18 protein-coding genes are annotated in these 17,308 nt (G+C 69.8%); 9 read left to right on the top strand and 9 right to left on the bottom strand.

Going from position 1 to position 17,308, the window contains the following annotated elements; all coding sequences use genetic code 11:
* Positions 1 to 107: 107 nt before the first annotated feature.
* Together AB0M82_RS31700 and AB0M82_RS31695 are read right to left on the bottom strand one after the other, a co-directional pair.
* Positions 108 to 1,121 carry a HAMP domain-containing sensor histidine kinase gene (locus AB0M82_RS31700; protein ID WP_364729735.1) on the bottom strand — a complete coding sequence of 338 codons (1,014 nt, stop codon included), beginning with the start codon at positions 1,119 to 1,121 and terminating at the stop codon, positions 108 to 110.
* Entirely contained in the window at positions 1,118 to 1,789 is a 672-nt protein-coding gene (locus AB0M82_RS31695; protein ID WP_364729750.1) for a response regulator transcription factor, read from the bottom strand. Before AB0M82_RS31695 ends, AB0M82_RS31700 begins: the two co-directional genes overlap by 4 nt.
* A 243-nt stretch (positions 1,790 to 2,032) precedes the next feature.
* Between AB0M82_RS31695 and AB0M82_RS31690 the strand changes: the two genes are divergently transcribed.
* The 7 genes from AB0M82_RS31690 (at position 2,033) to AB0M82_RS31660 (ending at position 10,577) form a co-directional block, all read left to right on the top strand.
* On the top strand, positions 2,033 to 3,586 hold the full coding sequence (locus AB0M82_RS31690; protein WP_364729733.1) for an NCS1 family nucleobase:cation symporter-1: 1,554 nt from the start codon (positions 2,033 to 2,035) through the stop codon (positions 3,584 to 3,586).
* Between the two features lie 10 nt (positions 3,587 to 3,596).
* On the top strand, positions 3,597 to 4,379 hold the full coding sequence (locus AB0M82_RS31685) for a nitrilase-related carbon-nitrogen hydrolase (RefSeq protein ID WP_364729747.1): 783 nt from the start codon (positions 3,597 to 3,599) through the stop codon (positions 4,377 to 4,379).
* The gene (hydA, locus tag AB0M82_RS31680) at positions 4,379 to 5,761 is read left to right on the top strand and encodes a dihydropyrimidinase (RefSeq protein WP_364729730.1); all 1,383 of its coding nucleotides are present in this window, start codon (positions 4,379 to 4,381) and stop codon (positions 5,759 to 5,761) included. Before AB0M82_RS31685 ends, hydA begins: the two co-directional genes overlap by 1 nt.
* Before the next feature lie 9 nt (positions 5,762 to 5,770).
* The gene (locus tag AB0M82_RS31675) at positions 5,771 to 6,769 is read left to right on the top strand and encodes a TIGR03842 family LLM class F420-dependent oxidoreductase (protein ID WP_364729728.1); all 999 of its coding nucleotides are present in this window, start codon (positions 5,771 to 5,773) and stop codon (positions 6,767 to 6,769) included.
* Positions 6,770 to 6,956: 187 nt separating this feature from the next.
* Positions 6,957 to 8,405 carry an alpha/beta fold hydrolase gene (locus tag AB0M82_RS31670; RefSeq protein WP_364729725.1) on the top strand — a complete coding sequence of 483 codons (1,449 nt, stop codon included), beginning with the start codon at positions 6,957 to 6,959 and terminating at the stop codon, positions 8,403 to 8,405.
* A gap of 285 nt (positions 8,406 to 8,690) precedes the next feature.
* Positions 8,691 to 9,233 (top strand): GNAT family N-acetyltransferase, encoded by a 543-nt coding sequence (locus AB0M82_RS31665; RefSeq protein WP_364729722.1) that lies wholly within the window; start codon positions 8,691 to 8,693, stop codon positions 9,231 to 9,233.
* A gap of 180 nt (positions 9,234 to 9,413) precedes the next feature.
* Positions 9,414 to 10,577, top strand: coding sequence for a type I restriction endonuclease (locus AB0M82_RS31660; protein WP_364729720.1), 1,164 nt, complete (start codon positions 9,414 to 9,416; stop codon positions 10,575 to 10,577).
* Here the strand turns inward: AB0M82_RS31660 and AB0M82_RS31655 are convergent.
* From AB0M82_RS31655 to AB0M82_RS31640, 4 genes are all read right to left on the bottom strand, one after another.
* Positions 10,556 to 11,785: a serine hydrolase domain-containing protein gene (locus AB0M82_RS31655; protein WP_364729717.1), complete on the bottom strand. Its 1,230-nt coding sequence runs from the start codon at positions 11,783 to 11,785 to the stop codon at positions 10,556 to 10,558. The two genes, AB0M82_RS31660 and AB0M82_RS31655, sit on opposite strands and share 22 nt — an antisense overlap.
* A gap of 92 nt (positions 11,786 to 11,877) precedes the next feature.
* Positions 11,878 to 12,705 carry a siderophore-interacting protein gene (locus tag AB0M82_RS31650; protein WP_364729715.1) on the bottom strand — a complete coding sequence of 276 codons (828 nt, stop codon included), beginning with the start codon at positions 12,703 to 12,705 and terminating at the stop codon, positions 11,878 to 11,880.
* Positions 12,706 to 12,735: 30 nt separating this feature from the next.
* On the bottom strand, positions 12,736 to 13,104 hold the full coding sequence (locus AB0M82_RS31645; protein WP_364729713.1) for a hypothetical protein: 369 nt from the start codon (positions 13,102 to 13,104) through the stop codon (positions 12,736 to 12,738).
* Entirely contained in the window at positions 13,101 to 13,514 is a 414-nt protein-coding gene (locus tag AB0M82_RS31640; RefSeq protein ID WP_364729711.1) for an SgcJ/EcaC family oxidoreductase, read from the bottom strand. Before AB0M82_RS31640 ends, AB0M82_RS31645 begins: the two co-directional genes overlap by 4 nt.
* Positions 13,515 to 13,594: 80 nt before the next feature.
* Here AB0M82_RS31640 and AB0M82_RS31635 point away from each other — a divergent pair, with 80 nt between their 5' ends.
* A complete protein-coding gene (locus AB0M82_RS31635; protein WP_364729708.1) occupies positions 13,595 to 14,299 on the top strand; it encodes a TetR/AcrR family transcriptional regulator C-terminal domain-containing protein in 705 nt (234 codons plus the stop codon).
* On the opposite strand, the gene AB0M82_RS31630 is transcribed toward AB0M82_RS31635, so the two are convergent.
* From AB0M82_RS31630 to AB0M82_RS31620, 3 genes are all read right to left on the bottom strand, one after another.
* Positions 14,296 to 15,216, bottom strand: a complete 921-nt coding sequence (locus AB0M82_RS31630) for an NADP-dependent oxidoreductase (protein WP_364729706.1) — start codon at positions 15,214 to 15,216, stop codon at positions 14,296 to 14,298. The genes AB0M82_RS31635 and AB0M82_RS31630 overlap by 4 nt on opposite strands.
* Before the next feature lie 64 nt (positions 15,217 to 15,280).
* Positions 15,281 to 16,498, bottom strand: coding sequence for a radical SAM family heme chaperone HemW (gene hemW / locus AB0M82_RS31625; protein ID WP_364729704.1), 1,218 nt, complete (start codon positions 16,496 to 16,498; stop codon positions 15,281 to 15,283).
* A 61-nt stretch (positions 16,499 to 16,559) separates the two neighbouring features.
* Positions 16,560 to 16,976: a VOC family protein gene (locus AB0M82_RS31620; protein WP_364729702.1), complete on the bottom strand. Its 417-nt coding sequence runs from the start codon at positions 16,974 to 16,976 to the stop codon at positions 16,560 to 16,562.
* A 182-nt stretch (positions 16,977 to 17,158) separates the two neighbouring features.
* Here AB0M82_RS31620 and AB0M82_RS31615 point away from each other — a divergent pair, with 182 nt between their 5' ends.
* Positions 17,159 to 17,293 carry a putative leader peptide gene (locus AB0M82_RS31615; protein WP_353067981.1) on the top strand — a complete coding sequence of 45 codons (135 nt, stop codon included), beginning with the start codon at positions 17,159 to 17,161 and terminating at the stop codon, positions 17,291 to 17,293.
* Positions 17,294 to 17,308: the final 15 nt, after the last annotated feature.

The following is a 17,308-nucleotide window of genomic DNA, read 5'->3' as shown; positions in this document are numbered from 1 at the left end:
ATGCGGGTGTCGGGGCGGAGCAGGGGCAAGGTCTCGTGCGCGAATGACTCATTCGAGCCCTCCGGCGTCCCGAATGAGTCATTCGCGACACCCGGACCGACAAGGACTCAGGCCGGCAGCGTCACCCGGATGCGGCCACCCGTCCCCGGCGACGGCTCCACCACCCCGATCGTCCCGCCGTGCAGCTCCACCGCCCACCGGGCGATCGCCAGCCCGAGCCCGGTGCCGCCGCCGGAAGGCCGCTCCCCCCGCGTGAACCGCTCGAACACGCGCACCCGGTCGGCCGGCGGGATGCCCGGGCCCTCGTCGCACACGTCGATGCGCACCTCGCCCGGCCGGACCTCGGCGAAGACCCGCACTTCGCCGCCCGCGGGGCCGTGGCGGGCCGCGTTTTCCAGCAGGTTCGCCATCACCTGGAACAGCCGACCGCGGTCCGCCGTCACGACCGCGTCCGCCGGGGAAACCGACACCGCGAAAGTCACCCCTCGCACCAACGCCGCCTCCGAGACCGCCTCGGACAACAACTCACCCAGCGAGAACGAAGTCTTGTGCAGCGGGATCGCCCCGGCGTCCAGCCGGGACAGATCCAGCAGCTCGTCCACCAGGGTCGCCAGCCGCTCGGTCTGCTGCAACGCCGTCTTCAGCGTCGCCGGGTCCGGGTCCTCGACGCCGTCGACCAGGTTCTCCAGCACGCCGCTCAACGCGGTGATCGGCGTCCGCAGTTCGTGGGAGACGTTCGCGATCAGCTCGCGGCGCCGCCGGTCGGCGTCGCCGAGGTCGCCCGCCATCTGGTTGAACGCCTGCGCCAGTTCGCCCACCTCGTCGCGGGTCGTGGCGCGGATCCGGCGGGTGTAGTCACCCTTGACCATCGCCCGCGCGGCCGCGGTCATCTCGCGCAGCGGCCGCGTCATCCCGTGGGCCAGCACCTGCGACAACAGCAGCGCCAGCACCATCGCGGTGACCGTCGTCCTCGGCGGCAGCCAGCCGATCTGCCAGTTGAAGAACGCGAACGCGATCCCGCCGGAGGCGACCATCAGGATCGCCAGCTTCAGCTTGATCGACCGGATCCCGTCCAACGGCCGTGGCAACAACTCGACCACCCTGACCAGCAGAGCCTTCACGATCCCGCCTCCAGGGCGTAGCCGACGCCGTGCACGGTGCGGATCAGGTCCGCGCCGAGCTTCCGCCGCAGGGCCTTGATGTGGCTGTCCACCGCCCGGGTGCCAGCGGACGTGCCGTGGACGTCCCAGTCCCACACCTCCGACAGCAGCCGTTCCCGCGGCTGCACCGCCCGCGGGCGCCGCGCGAAGTGCACCAGCAGGTCGAACTCGATGGGCGTCAGCTGCGCCGCGACCCCGGCCCGGGCGACCCGCCGCTGGTCGACGTCGATCTCGAGGTCGCCGAGCACGATCCGGGTCCCGGCGACGGACGACGAGCGCTCGACCCGCCGCAGCAGCGCGTGCACCCTGGCGGTGAGCACCCGCATCGAGAACGGCTTCGTGAGGTAGTCGTCGGCGCCGACACCGAGCCCGACCAGCATGTCCGTCTCGTCGGCCCGCGCGGTCAGCATGAGCACCGGCACCGGCCGCCGCCCCTGGATCCGGCGGCAGACCTCCAGGCCGTCGAACCCCGGCAGCATCACGTCGAGCACCACCAGGTCCGGCTCCACGGAGGCGTCCGCCTCGACGGCGGCCGGCCCGTCGTGGGCGACGTCCACGGTGAACCCCTCGGCCCGCAGCCGGGCCGCGATCGACGCGGCGATCGTGACGTCGTCCTCGACGACGAGCACCCGCCGCCCTCCCTGTTCCATGGCGACGACTCTAGGCACCACCGGTGGAGAGGGTCCGGGCGAATTGTGAAGATCCTGTGGAGACGCGTTTCCGGCGCTTTGCCGGGACGTGACCGCCGGATGTGTGATCCACGTCATGCACCCCGACACCCCTCCGCGCAATCGACAGACTGCACTCTCAGCCGGGGAAGAGTGAACAGTCTGCCGTTGCCGCCGCCGCGCCCGGACGCGCAGGATTCCGCAATGGCGCCGACACCCCCAGACCAGCGCGTGCACGACGACGGCCGGGTCGAGCTCGACCCCGCCGACGTCCGGTCTCTCGAAGGCAGCCGGTTCTTCAACGAGGAGCTGGCCCCCGTCCCCGTCGAAAAACGGACCTGGACCACCTATAACTACTTCGCGCTCTGGATGGGGATGGCTCACAACATCCCCAGCTACGCGCTGGCCGCGTCGCTCATCGCGCTCGGCATGAACTGGGTGCAGGCCCTGCTCACCATCACCATCGGCAATCTCGTCGTGCTCGCGCCCATGCTGCTCAACAGCCACGCCGGCACCAAGTACGGCATCCCGTTCCCGGTGTTCGCCCGCGCGTTCTACGGCCTGCGCGGCGCCAACCTGGCCGCGCTGCTGCGCGCGTTCATCGCGTGCGGCTGGTTCGGCATCCAGACCTGGGTCGGCGGCGAGGCCATCTACGTCATCCTCGGGCGCCTGCTGGGCTCGGGGTGGCGGGACTCCGCGGTGGTCGCCGGCCAGCACTGGACGCTCTGGCTGTCCTTCGTGGTCTTCTGGATCGGCCAGATGCTCATCATCTGGCGCGGCATGGAAGCGGTCCGCAAGTTCGAGAACTGGACGGCGCCGCTGGTGTCCGTCGGCTTCCTGATCATGCTCGGCTATGTGCTGGTCAAGGCCGGCGGGTTCGGCCCGCTCCTGTCCGACAGCGGCAAGCTCGGCTGGGGCCCGGACTTCTGGAAGGTGTTCGCGCCCGCGCTGATGGCGATGATCGCGTTCTGGTCGACGCTGTCGCTGAACATGCCGGACTTCACCCGCTTCGGCGGCAGCCAGCGCAAGCAGGTCCGCGGCCAGCTCCTCGGCCTGCCGACGACGATGACGTTCATCGCCATCGTGGCCATCCTGACGACGTCGGGCGGGCGCGTGCTCTACGGCGAGGACATCTGGGACCCGGCCAAGCTGGCCGACAGGTTCACCAGCCCGGTCGTGGTCGTCGTCGCGCTGGTCGCGCTGGTGCTCGCCACCATCTCGGCGAACCTGGCGGCCAACGTCGTCAGTCCGTCCTACGACTTCTCGAACGCGTTCCCGAAGAAGATCACCTTCGCCGTCGGCGGCGGGATCACCGGCGTCATCGGCATCCTCATCCAGCCGTGGCGGCTCTACTCCGACCCGAACATCTACATCTTCGCCTGGCTCGGGTTCTACGGCGGCCTGCTCGGTGCGGTCGCCGGGGTGCTCGTCGCCGGCTACTGGGTGGTCAACCGCACGAAGCTCCGCCTGAAGGACCTGTACTCACCCGATGGGGTGTATTGGTTCAGCGGCGGCTGGAACTGGCGCGCGCTGGTCGCGACGCTGGTGGGAGCGCTGCTCGCGGTCGGTGGCGCCTACGGCGGTCCGTTTCCCGCCGACGGGATCGTCCCGTTCCTCAAGCCGCTTTACGACTACAACTGGGTAGTGGGGCTGGTCGGGGCGTTCGTCGTCTTCACCGCCCTCTCCCTTCCCGCAACCAAGGAGGAAGCAAGTGAGCGTCGTCCGAGCCGGATTGATCCAGCAGCGGTGGACGGGTGACAAGGAGTCCATGATCAAGGCGGCGGTCGACCACATCGCCACCGCCGCCTCGCAGGGCGCCCAGGTCGTCTGCCTGCAGGAGCTGTTCTACGGGCCGTACTTCTGCCAGGTGCAGGACAGTGACTACTACTCCTACACCGAAGGCATCCCGGACGGGCCCACCACCAAGCTCATGCAGGAGGTGGCCGAGCGCCACGGCGTGGTGCTCATCGTGCCGATGTACGAGGTCGAGCAGCCCGGCGTGTACTACAACACCGCCGCGGTGATCGACGCCGACGGCAGCTACCTCGGGAAGTACCGCAAGAACCACATTCCGCAGGTCAAGGGCTTCTGGGAGAAGTTCTACTTCCGTCCCGGAAACCTGGGCTACCCGGTGTTCGACACCGCGGTGGGCCGCATCGGCGTCTACATCTGCTACGAGCGGCACTTCCCGGAGGGCTGGCGCGCGCTCGGCCTGGCCGGGGCGAAGATCGTGTTCAACCCGTCGGCGACCAGCCGCAGCCTGTCGCAGTACCTGTGGCGGCTGGAGCAGCCGGCGGCCGCGGTGGCGAACGAGTACTTCGTCGGCGCGATCAACCGGGTCGGCGTGGAACCGCTGGGCGAAAACGACTTCTACGGCCAGACGTACTTCGTCGACCCCAAGGGCCAGCTCGTCGGCGACGCCGCGTCCGACACCGACGACGAAGTGGTGGTGCGCGACCTCGACCTGGGCCTGCTCGACGAGGTCCGGAACCAGTGGGCGTTCTACCGCGACCGGCGCCCGGACACCTACGGCCCCCTCGCGGAGGCCTGATGACCACCCTCATCACGGGCGGCCAGGTCGTCTCGCCGTCCGGCGCGGTGCTCGCGGATGTGCTGGTGGACGGCGAGATCATCGCCGCCGTCGGCGCCCCGGGCACACTGACCGGCGACGAGACGATCGACGCCACCGGAAAGTACGTGCTGCCCGGCGGCATCGACGCGCACACGCACATGGAGATGCCGTTCGGCGGCACGCACTCGGTCGACACGTTCTCGACCGGCACCACGGCGGCGGCGTGGGGCGGCACGACGACGATCATCGACTTCGCCGTGCAGGCCAAGGGCACGTCCCTGCTGTCCACTCTGGACAAGTGGCACAGCAAGGCCGACGGCAACTGCGCCATCGACTACGGCTTCCACATGATCGTCTCCGACGTCAACGACCAGTCGCTGAAGGAGATGGAAGCCTGCGTCGACGGCGGGGTCGGCAGCTTCAAGATGTTCATGGCCTACCCGGGCGTGTTCTACTCGACCGACGGCGAAATCCTGCTGGCCATGCAGAAGGCGCGCGAGATCGGCGGCACGATCATGATGCACGCCGAGAACGGCATCGCGATCGACCAGCTGGCCGCGCAGGCCTTCGAGGCCGGGAACATCGATCCGGTCCAGCACGGCCTGACCCGGCCGCCGGAGCTGGAGGGCGAAGCGACGTCACGGGCGATCCAGCTGGCGAAGGTCACCGGCTCGCCGCTGTACATCGTGCACCTTTCGGCGTCGCAAGCGCTCGCGGCGGTGGCGGAAGCGCGCAACGAGGGACAGAACGTCTTCGCCGAGACGTGCCCGCAGTACCTCTACCTGTCCATCGAGGACCTGGCGAAGCCGGACTTCGAGGGCGCGAAGTACGTCGCGTCGCCGCCGCTGCGCGAGAAGTCGCACCAGGCCGACCTCTGGCGCGGGCTGCGGACGAACGACCTCTCGGTGGTCTCCACCGACCACTGCCCGTTCTGCTTCAAGGACCAGAAGGAGCTGGGCCGCGGCGACTTCCGGGCCATCCCGAACGGGATACCCGGCGTGGAGCACCGGATGGACCTGCTCCACCAGGGCGTCGTCGCCGGCGAGCTGACACTGGGTCGCTGGGTCGAGACGTGTTCGGCGACGCCGGCCCGGATGTTCGGGCTGTACCCCCGCAAGGGCGTGATCGCCGCGGGTTCGGACGCCGACATCGTGATCTACGACCCCGCGGCGTCGCAGACGCTGTCCGCCGAGACACACCACATGAACGTGGACTACTCGGCGTACGAAGGCCTGGACATCACCGGGAAGGTGCACACGGTGCTCTCGCGTGGCCGGGTGGTCGTCTCGCCTGCCGGGTTCACCGGGTCGACGTCGCACGGCAAGTTCCTGTCCCGCTCGCTGAACCAGTACCTGAACTAGGAGCGCGGCATGGACTTCGGGATCGTGTTGCAGACCGACCCGCCCGCGCGGGACGTCGTGCGGCTGATGAAGGACGCCGAGGACGCCGGGTTCCGCTACGGCTGGACGTTCGACTCGTGCGTGCTGTGGCAGGAGCCGTTCGTCATCTACTCGGCGATCCTGGCGGCGACGTCGTCGATGATCGTCGGGCCGATGGTGACCAGCCCCGGCACGCGGGACTGGTCGGTGATGGCGTCGACGTTCGCCACGCTCAACGACATGTACGGCAACCGGACGGTCTGCGGCATCGGCCGCGGCGACTCCGCGCACCGGGTGGTCGGCAAGCCACCGTCCACTTTGGCCACCGTGCGGGACTGCATGCACGTGGTGAAGGAGCTCGCCGAAGGGCGGGCCGTGACGATGAACGACAAGACCGTCCGGATCCCGTGGATCTCGAACGGCCAGCTCGAGATGTGGATGGCCGGGTACGGGCCGAAGGCGCTGAAGACGGTCGGCGAACACGCCGACGGCTTCATCCTGCAGTGCGCCGACCCGGCGATCGCGCGCTGGACGATCGGCGCGGTCCGCGACGCGGCTCGCGCGGCCGGCCGCGACCCGGGCGGCATCAAGATCTGCGTCGCGGCCCCGGCGTACGTCGGCGACGACCTGCCCCACCAGCGCGAACAGCTGCGCTGGTTCGGCGGGATGGTCGGCAACCACGTCGCGGACCTGGTGGGGCGCTACGGCTCGACGGGCGCGGTGCCCCGCGAGCTGACCGACTACATCCGCGAACGGGAGGGCTACGACTACAGCCACCACGGCAAGGCGGGCAACCCGTCGACGGAGTTCGTCCCGGACGAAATCGTCGACCGGTTCTGCCTGCTGGGGCCGCCGTCGGCGCACATTTCGCGATTGCAGGAGCTGGCGGAGCTGGGCGTGGACCAGTTCTCGCTGTACCTGATGCACGACGACCGCGAAGCGACGCTGGCGTCGTACGGCTCGCAGATCATCCCGAAGCTCACCGCCTGACCCTGGTCCCCTGCGCCCCAATGTGGCGTTGGTTGCGTCCAACGCACCCAATGTGGCGTTCGGTGCGCTGGACGCACCCAATGCCACATTGGGGGCGCATGAAATCCGGGGGTGCGGCTTTCCTCACCTCGGATCCGGGGGTGCACACTACTGCGCCGCCCGGACCCGAGGCGGGATGATCTTCCCCATGACTCCTCGGAAACTCCGTGCTGCGCTGGCGCTGGGGGCCGCCACGCTCGCGGTGGGCGCCTTGGCTCCCGCCGCCGCGGCGAGCCCACCCGCGGGAATCGTCTGGGAATCCTCGTGCCAGAGCGGTTACGAGTGCGGCCACCTCGACGTCCCACTGTCCTATCAGGACCCCTCCGCAGGCACCGTGCGGCTGGCGATCGGGCGGCTGCCCGCCACCGACCAGGCCGGCAAGCTGGGCACGATCTTCTTCAACCCGGGCGGGCCGGGCTCGTCCGGCCGGCTCGCGCCCGCGTTGACACCGGAGCTGCACCGGCGCTTCGACATCGTCGGGTTCGACCCGCGCGGGGTCGGCGCCAGCTCGAAGATCCACTGCTTCACCGATCCTTCGCAGCTCGAGGTGCTCCAGCGGGCTCTCGGCACGTTCCCGCTCACGCGTGAGGCCGAACGACAGCAGATCGCGGACACCGCCACGGTCACCGAGCTGTGCGGGCGGAACGGCGGCCCGCTGGCGAACCACCTGTCGACCGGCACGATCGCCCGCGACCTGGACCGGCTGCGGGCGGCGTTCGGCGAGCCGAAGCTGCGGTTCTACGGGAAGTCGTACGGCACCTACCTCGGCGAGACGTACGCCAACCTGTTCCCCGGCCGCGTCGGCTCGCTCGCGCTCGACGCCGTCGACGACCCGGTGCGCTGGTCGACCGGCTCCGCTCCGATGAGCTACCGCCTGCGCGGCTACGAAGACGGGGCACGCGCGATCCGGTCCTTTTTGGACGCTTGCGGGTCGCGCTGCGCCTTCCGTTTCGACGAGATCCTGGACCGCCTCGAAGCGGGCCCGATCACGGTGACGGACACGACCGGACGGCAGAGTGCCGTCACCTACCAGGGCGCGATCAGCCGGATCCACGGCTACCTGCTCGACGCCCGGTCCGCACCCCAGCTGGCGGCGTTCCTCCAGGCGCTGGCGGACCCGGCGAGCCGCGCCCCGGCGCCCGCGGGCGGGCCACCCGACGTCGACTCGATGCTGGGCGGCGGGGCGACGCTGTGTTCGGACGCGGCGAACCCGCGTGATCCCGCGGTCTGGTGGGAGTTCGCCCGGCGCGCGGACCGCGTGGGGCGCGGATTCGGGCCGTACGACGTCTACAAGACTCTGCCGTGCGCCACCTGGGACGTCGCGGACACCGGCCGTTACGCGGGGCCGTGGAACCGGCCGACGGCGCCGGTCCTGCTGCTCGCCAACCGCCAGGGCGACCTGGAGACGCCGTACGCCGGGGCGCAGCGGACCGAGCGGCTGCTGGGCAACGCGCACCTGCTGAGCCTCGACACGTACGGCCACGGTTCGCGTGGCAAGAGCGCCTGCGTGGACGCTTGGCTGGACCGCTACTTCGTCACGGGTTCGGTGCCCGCGCCGGGTACGCTCTGCGCTCCGGACCGGGGTCCCTTCGACTGAAGGTACTTCATCGCCGCTTCGGGATCGCCCAGCCGGCCTTCGTAGCCGGCCGGGTTCTCGAAGAGGTGCGCGGCGGGCGCGGTCGACGATCGCTTCCTGGTACGCCCTGGCCGCCGACCGGGTCGTTGATCACCGCGGTCGCCCATCGCGAGGACCAATCCCGCTTGGCCCGCTCCGACGATCCCGATCCGCCGCATGGCCGCCTCCCCCGGAAACCTTTTGCTCCCAACGTACTCCGGCCGCAACGAGATTCCCTGCCCGATCGGGCGTCGCTACAGTGGCCCGGTGACGGAACCGCCGAAGGGATTCGACCGCACGGTCCGGCTCCGGGACGGCCGGGTGGCGCTGATCCGCCCGCTCACCCGCCAGGACGCCCCGGAGCTCGGCGAGGCGATCCGCACCGCGGACCCCGTGACTCTCCGCCGCCGGTTCTGCGGCACGGCGCCCCGGGTGACCCCGCGCCTGCTCGAGCGGCTGACCGCGCTCGACTACCAACGCCGGTTCGCCCTGGTGGCCCGATCGCCATCGGGACACGGCGTGGCGATCGGCCGGTACGAAGCGACCGCAACGCCGGGGGTCGCGGAGATCTCGCTTGCCGTCACCCCGGACTGGCGCCGCGCGGGGCTGGCATCGGCGTTGGTCCAGTTCCTGGGCGAAGCAGCACTGACCCGCGGCTTCGACCGCTTCACGGCGGTGTATTTCGCGGACAACAGACCGGTGACGGAGCTCCTCGACAACGCGGGCGGCCGCCAGGTGATCGCGAAAGGCCTGGCGGAGGCCGAAGTGCTGCTGCGCACAGCACAGGCTCAGTCGATGAGGGCCTGGTAACGACCGTGGTCAAGTATTTGCCGACCCGTCGTGGCAGCGGTTATCTGATCCCTAAATTTCCTTTCCGTGGCCGGTAACAGACGGAACTGAACCAACGATCTAGGCAGCGCACCCTCGTAACCGGACGACGAATCGCCACTCTCGAGATCCGGACCAGTTCCCGCACAGAACGGCACCGGCATGGACATCGCGGAGCGCGCGCAGGCACTCGCCCTGAAAATCCGCAAGCACAAAGAAGGCATCGAGACCGAAGAGGCGACCAAGAACGCCTTCGTGATGCCGTTCATCAGCACTGTCCTCGGCTACGATGTGTTCAACCCGGCGGAAGTGATTCCCGAGTTCACCGCCGACGTGGGTACCAAGCGGGGCGAGAAGATCGACTACGCGATCGTGCACAACGGTCAGGTGCAGGTCCTCGTCGAGGCCAAGAAGATCAACGATCCGCTGCGCATCGAGCACGCTTCCCAGCTCTTCCGCTATTTCGCCGTCACGAACGCCAGGATCGCCGTCCTGACGAACGGGCAGGTGTACGAGTTCTACACCGATCTCGACGCTCCCAACCGGATGGACGCCAAACCGTTCCTCGTGCTGGACTTCGCCGACATCGACGAAACGCTGCTGCCCGAGCTCGCCAAACTCACGAAGGAGTCCTTCGACCTCGACTCGGTCATCAGTGCCGCCGGCGAGTTGAAGTACATCGGTCAGCTGAAGCGCATCCTCGCAGCGCAGTTCAAGGAACCCGAGGACGATTGGGTGAAGTTCCTGACCACGCGGGTGTACGAAGGAGCGTTCACCCAGCGAGTCCGCGAGCAGTTCGGTCCGCTGGTGGCCAAAGCGACCCGGCAGTTCCTGAACGAGCAGGTCAACGACCGGCTGAAGAACGCGCTCGGTGCGCCCGACTCGTACGTGAGCGTGTCGAGCGGCAGTACTTCACGACCCGTGTCCGAGCCGCAGCCGGCAGCAGGGGACGATTCGATCGACGACAACGAACGCGTGGTCACGACCGACGAAGAACTCGAGGGCTACCGCATCGTCCGGGCCATCGTCTGCGCCGAGGTATCCGCCGCCCGGATCGCCGCGCGCGACACCAAGACCTACTTCGGCGTCCTCCTGGACGACAACAACCGCAAACCGATCGCCCGGCTCTGGTTCAACCGGTCGAAGAAGTACCTCGGCGTCTTCGATGAAAACAAGGCCGAAACCCGCCTGCCGATCACCACGGTCGAGGACATCTACCTGCACGCCGACCACCTGCGCCGCACGGTGGCGAGGTACCTCACCGCCACGCAGGTCGCGGCCCCCGCGGAGCCGGCCGGAGCCGTTCAGTCCACCAGCGCCTGGTAGACCAGCTGCCGCAGCTGGGGGCGCAGCCGGTAGGCGCTGGACGGCAGCAGCTGCGTGTAGAACCCCACCGTCAGGTCCTCATCCGGATCCACCCAGAACGCCGTCGACGCCGCCCCGCCCCACGCGAACTCCCCCGCCGATGACAACGTCCGGGCCTTCACCGGGTCCTCCAGCACCGAGAACCCAAGACCGAAGCCAAAGCCGTCGAAGGGCATCTCCGCGAACAGCGGGCGGCCGAACGTCTCCAGGTCGACGTGGCCCGGCAGGTGGTTGCTCGCCATCAACGAAACCGTTCGCGGGGACAGCAACCGGACGTCGTCCAGCGAACCGCCGCGCAGCAGCATCTCCGTGAACCGCCAGTAGTCGGCAGCGGAAGACACCAGGCCGCCGCCTCCGGAAAGACAGGCCGGGCGCGCTGTTCCCAGGCGGCCGAACGCGTCGTTCCTGACCGCGCGGCCGGAAGAAGGATCCGGCACGTACAAAGCCGCCAACCGGGAAGACGAAGACGCCACGAAACCCGTGTCCGTCATGCTCAGCGGCGAGAAGATGCGCGTGGCGAAGAACTCGTCCAAAGGAAGACCGGACACCACCTCGACGACGCGGCCGAGCACGTCCGTCGCCACCGAGTAGTTCCATTCGCTCCCCGGCTGGAACAGCAGCGGCAGCGAAGCCCACTGCTCGCAGCACGCCGCCAGGTCGAGACCCGGCGGCGTGCCCCACTCGAATCCGGCCGCGCGGTAGATCGCGTCCACCGGGTGGCCGTGGTGGAAGCCGTACGTGAGGCCCGCCGTGTGGGTCAGCAGGTGCCAGACGCGAATGGGCGCGACGGCCGGCTCAGTGAGCGGCTTCAGCGCCGACCCCTTGACGTACACCGCCGGCGAAGCGAACTCCGGCAGCCACCGCGAGATCGGGTCGTCCAGCTCCAGCAAGCCTTCTTCGGCGAGCATCATCGCGGCGACCGACGTGATCGGCTTCGTCATCGAGAAGATCCGCCACAGCGTGTCGGTCTCGACCGGCAGCCCGGCTTCGACGTCGCGCTGCCCGCCGCTGCCGACGTGCACGATCCGGCCGTGCCTGCTCACCACCGCGAGCCAGCCCGGCAACCGTCCATTGTCGACATACCGGTCGAAGTGCGCGTCGATCCGGGAAAGCCGCGCCGCGTCGAAGCCGGCTTCGGCCGGATCGACGTCCGCCTCGAGTTCCGCCATGCGGCGAGGTTACTGTGCCGCTGATTACCAATCCGACGGCAGCCACGGCGGAAACCGTCGCCTCGTGCGGATCGGCTGCGGACCGTGTCCGCCTACTTTCGGTCGGATTGGTAATCCCGCGCGCGCTCGGCCGCCTTCTCTTCACGCCAGGCTTCGTCGTTCTTCCCCTGGCGCCAGTACCCCGAGATCGACAGCAGCTCGCGCCGCATCCCCCGCTCGTCGAGCAGGTACCGCCGCAGGTCGCGCACGAACCCGGCCTCGCCGTGCACAAAGGCCTGCACGACGCCGTCGCGCCACGGCAGCTCCCGCACCGCCGAAGCGACGTCGCCGCCGGAGGCCCGGTGCAGCCAGGTGATCCGCGCGTCCGCCTTCGTGACCAGCGGCTGCTCTTCGTCGGCGTTCTCGACGAGGATCACGGCTTGCGCCGGGACGCCGGCCGGGAGCGCTTCGAGCGACGCCGCGATGGCCGGCAACGCGCTCTCGTCGCCGGCCAGCAGGTGCCAGTCGGCCTCCGTGCCGGGCGCGTAGGCGCCTCCGGGACCGGAGAGCAGCAGCTCGTCGCCCGGCTGGGCGGCGGCCGCCCACGGGCCGGCGATGCCCTCGTCGCCGTGGTGGACGAAGTCGAGGACGAGCTCGCCGGCCTGCGGGTCGAACGCCCGGACGGTGTAGGAGCGCTGCCGCGGCCAGTGCTCCCGCGGCAGCGTGGCGCGGCACTCCTGGACGTCGAACGGCTCCGGGTACTCGACGCCGGGCACCTTGAACAGCACCTTCACGTAGGCGTCGGTGAACGCGTTGGGCGCGAAGCCGGCAATGCCTTCACCGCCAGCGACGATCCGGATCATGTGTGGGGTGAGCCGCTCGGTGCGCAGCACCCGCAGCCGCACCGCGGGACGCCCGGACCGCCGGGGTGCTTCAGCCATCGACAACTCCTCGCCAGAACTAAGGCTTACCTAAGCAACCGTACGCGCAGGATCCGCCTCCCGGCCACCCGGACGGTTCAGTTCTTCGAGCATCCGGGCGAAAGCGAGAGCCGTGCGCGCCCGGAACCCGACGAAGAACCGGTTGGCCGGCGGCACGGCCCATCGCCCCCAGGAGGCCGCGTTGACCACCCGGTGTTCGACGCGGGTACCCGCCGGATCGGCCGTGACACGGTATTCGCCGCGGTACCACCACCCACCCTGCACCGCGAGGAACCCCCGGTCGCGGTCGACCTCCGTCCGCATCGGGTAGCCGCCCCCGGTCACCCGGCGCCACAGTTCCTCGAACACCTCCCCGGGCGGCCGCGCGACGACTCCGGAGGCTTCCGCAAGCGTTTTCACCGGCGAGGATCCGAGACGCGTGTGTTCTGGAACGCCGTGATCAGCCATTCGCCGTCTTCCCGCACGAGCACGAAGCTGACGGTGGACTCGCGGCCCTCGTCGGTGGTGTCCGCGCCGGTGACCGAGGACCCGCCGGCCACGACGGCGACGGCGACGTCCGGGCGGATGAACCGCACCTTGGCCGGCGTGCCGAGCCCGGTCAGCTTCGACCCCTTCAGCGGTCCTTCGAACAGGGCGCGGTGCCCGCTTTCGATCTGCGTCCGCCCGGGCATGTTCAGCCCGAAGAACGTCACGTAGTCCGCGTCCTCGGTGAAGAGGCGCCCGTAGGCGGTCGCGTCGCCGTCGTTCCAGGCCTGGATGAGTCGGTCGAGCACGGCGCGGACATCGGCTTCGGCGGTGGTCGTGGTCATCGGATCCCCTTACGAACGTTGTTCGTTTGACGAACACCGTTCTACAGACGAACACTGTTCGCGTCAAGTACAGTGTCCGAGTGACCGTTCCCCCGCCGCCGTGGCGCCGCACCCCGCGCCGCCGCGCCGCGAAGCCCGCGCTTTCCCAGGAGCTCGTCGTGAAGACGGCGCTCGAAGTCCTGGCGAAAGAGGGCCTCGACGCGGTCACCATGCGGCGGGTCGCCCAGGAGCTGGAGACCGGGCCCGCGTCGCTCTACGCGCACGTCTCCAACAAGGACGAACTGGCGGAGCTGATGCTCGATGCCGTGCTCGCCGACGTGCCGCGGCCCGAGCCCGACCCCGCGCGCTGGGACGAGCAGGTGAAGGAACTCGTCCGCGCCCAGATCCGCGCGATGGTCGCGCACCGCGGGATCGCGCGCGTGGCGTGGCACATCGCCGTGCCGGTCAACCCGAGCTCGCTGCACCTCGGCGAGGCGATGCTGGCCCTGTTGCGCGCCGGCGGCCTCGACCTCAAGCAGGCGACGTTCGCGGGCGACGCGCTGGCGCTCTACGCCAAGGCGTACGCCTACGAAGCGAGCGGCTGGACCTGGGGCGAGATCGACGAAACCGACGTCACCGAGCGCGGCGAGCAGATGATGGCGTACATGCGGTCACTGCCCGCCGAGTCGTTCCCGAACATGCTGCGGATCGGCGAATTCTTCTCCGCCGAGACGGCCGCCGAACGGCTCGAGTTCGCCCTCGACATGTACCTCGCCGGTTTGAAAGCGATCGCGGCGCGGAACTAGGGCCGCAGCACGATCTTGCCGCGCGTGTGCCGCTTCTCCAGCTCCCGGTAGGCCTCCCGCACCTCGTCCAGCGGGTAGACGCGCGCGACCGGCACCTCCAGCAGCCCCTTGGCCACCAGCGTCGCCAGCTCGCGCAGAACGTCCGCGGAGGACGCGGCCGCGCTGCCCTCGGCCTTCACGTTGTACTTCTCGGCCGCGGCCCAGTCGATGATCGTGTCGATCCGGCCGGCGTAGACACCCAGGCGCAGCGCCAGTTCGACGTAGCCGGAGCCGAACGTGTCGATGAACGCGTGCACACCGTCCGGAGCGGCTTCCTTGATCCGCCCGAGAACCCCGTCGCCGTACGCCACCGGGATCACGTCCCGTTCGCGCAGCCACGCGTGGTTGGCCTCGCCCGCGAGGCCGATCACCGTGGCCCCGGACAGCTTCGCGAGCTGGACGGCCAGCGAGCCGACCCCGCCGGCCGCGCCCGAGACGACGACCGTCTCGCCTTCGCGCGGGAACACCGCCCGCACCGCGGCGTAGGCGGTGGTCCCGGCGACGAACAGCGAACCGGCCGCCTCCCACGAAACGCCGTCCGGGCGCGGGGTCAGGTTCGCCGCCTCCGCCACGACGAACTCCGCGTGGCTCGAGCGGGTGTCGACGAAGCCGATCACCTCGTCCCCGACGGCGATTTCCTCGACGCCGTCGCCGAGCTCGGCGACCACTCCGGCGAAGTCGCTGCCCTGACCCGAGGGGAACGTCGCCGGCCAGCGGTCGTGGAGCAGGCCCCGCCGGATGTAGCCCTCGCCCGGGTTGATCCCGGCGGCCCGGACCTCGACGAGCACCTGGCCCGGCCCCGGCGCCGGGCGCGGGACGTCCTCGACCCGCAGAACGTCCACGTCGCCGTACTCGTCGAACCTGATCGCGCGCGCCATGGGGCCTCCTAAGTCGTTGCTCAGTACAAGCAACGACCGGACCCGCGGATTTAATCCCGGAAGGTCAGCCCGCGAGCCGGCGGACCACGCCGTCGGCGAGCAGCCGCCCGCGGTCGGTGAGCACCGCGCGGCCCCGGGAGTCCAAAGCGGACGGATCGAGCAGGCCTTCGGCCGCGGCCGCGCGGGCCTCGACGAGCCCGGGTTCGTCGAGCACGTCGAGCGGGAGTCCTTCGGCGACGCGGAGTTCGAGCATGATCCGTTCGAGGTGCTGGTCGTCGTCGGTGAGCACCTCGAGCCCGCCCGCCGGCGAGTCGCCGTCGGCGAGCAGCGCGGCGTAGCGCGCCGGGTGCTTGACGTTCCACCAGCGCACCCCGCCGACGTGGCTGTGCGCGCCCGGACCGGCGCCCCACCAGTCGTCACCGCGCCAGTAGCCGAGGTTGTGCCGGCAGCGGGCCGCGTCGGACGCCGCCCAGTTCGACACCTCGTACCAGCGCAGCCCGGCCGCCGACAGGGTGGCGTCGATCATCTCGTAGTCCGCGGCCAGCACGTCGTCGTCCGGGGCGGGCAGCTCGCCGCTGCGCACGCGGCGGGCCAGCGCCGTGCCCTCCTCGACGATCAGCGCGTACGCCGACACGTGGTCGACCCCGGCCGCCAGCACGGCGTCGAGCGTCGCGCGCAGGTCGTCGGCGCGCTCGCCCGGCGTGCCGTAGATCACGTCGAGGTTCACGTGCTCGAACCCGGCCGCACGCGCCTCGGCGGCGGCCTTGCCCGGCCGGCCGGGGGTGTGCACGCGGTCGAGGATCTTCAGCACGTGCGGCGCGGCCGACTGCATGCCCAGCGAGACCCGCGTGTAGCCGGCTTCCCGGATCCCGGCGAAGAACTCCGGCGACGTCGACTCCGGGTTCGACTCCGTCGTCACCTCGGCCCCCGGCGCGAGCCCGAAGACGTCGCGGACGGCGTCGAGCACCGAGCGGAGGCCGTCGGCGCCGAGCAGCGACGGCGTGCCGCCGCCGACGAACACGGTGTCTGCGGCGGGCGGCACGACCAGCACGCGCGCGGCCAGCTCCAGTTCGCGCCGCAGCCCTTCGAGCCAGGACTGCGGCGACGAACCGGAGTCGAGCTCACCCGCGGTGTAGGTGTTGAAGTCGCAGTAGCCGCAGCGCGTCGCGCAGAACGGGACGTGCACGTAGACCCCGAACGCTCTGCTGCCGAGCCCCTTCAGCGCGCTTTCCGGCAGCGCCGGATCGATCGAGGTGGCGGGGTCGGGACGCAGCACGGGCACGCTCGGATTGTCCACCCCGCCACGCTCGGTCGCGCCAAGGGGCCGATCGGGTTAAGACCCGTTACGACGCCGGGACGTTCGCCGCCGCCCACTCCGGGTCGACCGGGATCAGCTCGATGACGTCGAGCAGCATGCCGTTCAGGTCGGCGACGTAGAAGTGCCGCTGCCCGTAGACCTCGTCGACGACCGGGGTGACCAGCTCGACACCCGCCTCTTCCAGCCGTTTCGCCTCGGCGCGAGCGTCTTCGACGACGAGCCCGAACAGCAGCCCCGCCGCCTCCTGCGTGCGGTAGGCCGGCGGCACCGACTCGTGCCCACGCTGCACGAAGCTGATCTCGTAACCCGGCGCACCGGCGTTGAGGCTGGCGAACCAGTCCAGCTCGACGGTCACCGGCAGCCCGATGACGTCCGCGTAGAAGCGGGTGGTCGCGGCGACGTCGTCGACCAGGTAACCCGCCCCGAAACCCTTGACCTGCATCCCCAGCACCTCTCGTTCAAATCACTGTACTCATAGTACTCTACACATAGTGGTTTGAATCGCGCAAGAGGGGACTCCGTCGAGCGGTTGACATCGCAAGACACCTCGCCGGACACCCGGACGCACTGGTCAGCGGCCCGTGCTTCTACCGCATTCGCCCAGGCAGTGACCCTTCTCCCACCATGCGGGCAGGCCTGGACCACATTGTGGACGCGTGGCACGCTGACGCCGTGACTCATGCCGGTGTTCTCCTCGTGGCCCGCCGCCACGTCGACCTCCTGCGGGTCGCCAGCGCCCTCTGCGTACCCGTTCGCTGACTCACCGATCGCCAC

Origin of the sequence: Amycolatopsis sp. NPDC051128 (genome assembly GCF_040682715.1) — a bacterium.
Lineage (GTDB): Bacteria > Actinomycetota > Actinomycetes > Mycobacteriales > Pseudonocardiaceae > Amycolatopsis.
Note: the sequence above shows the minus strand (reverse complement) of the source record. Positions and strands in the feature narration are given on the sequence as shown.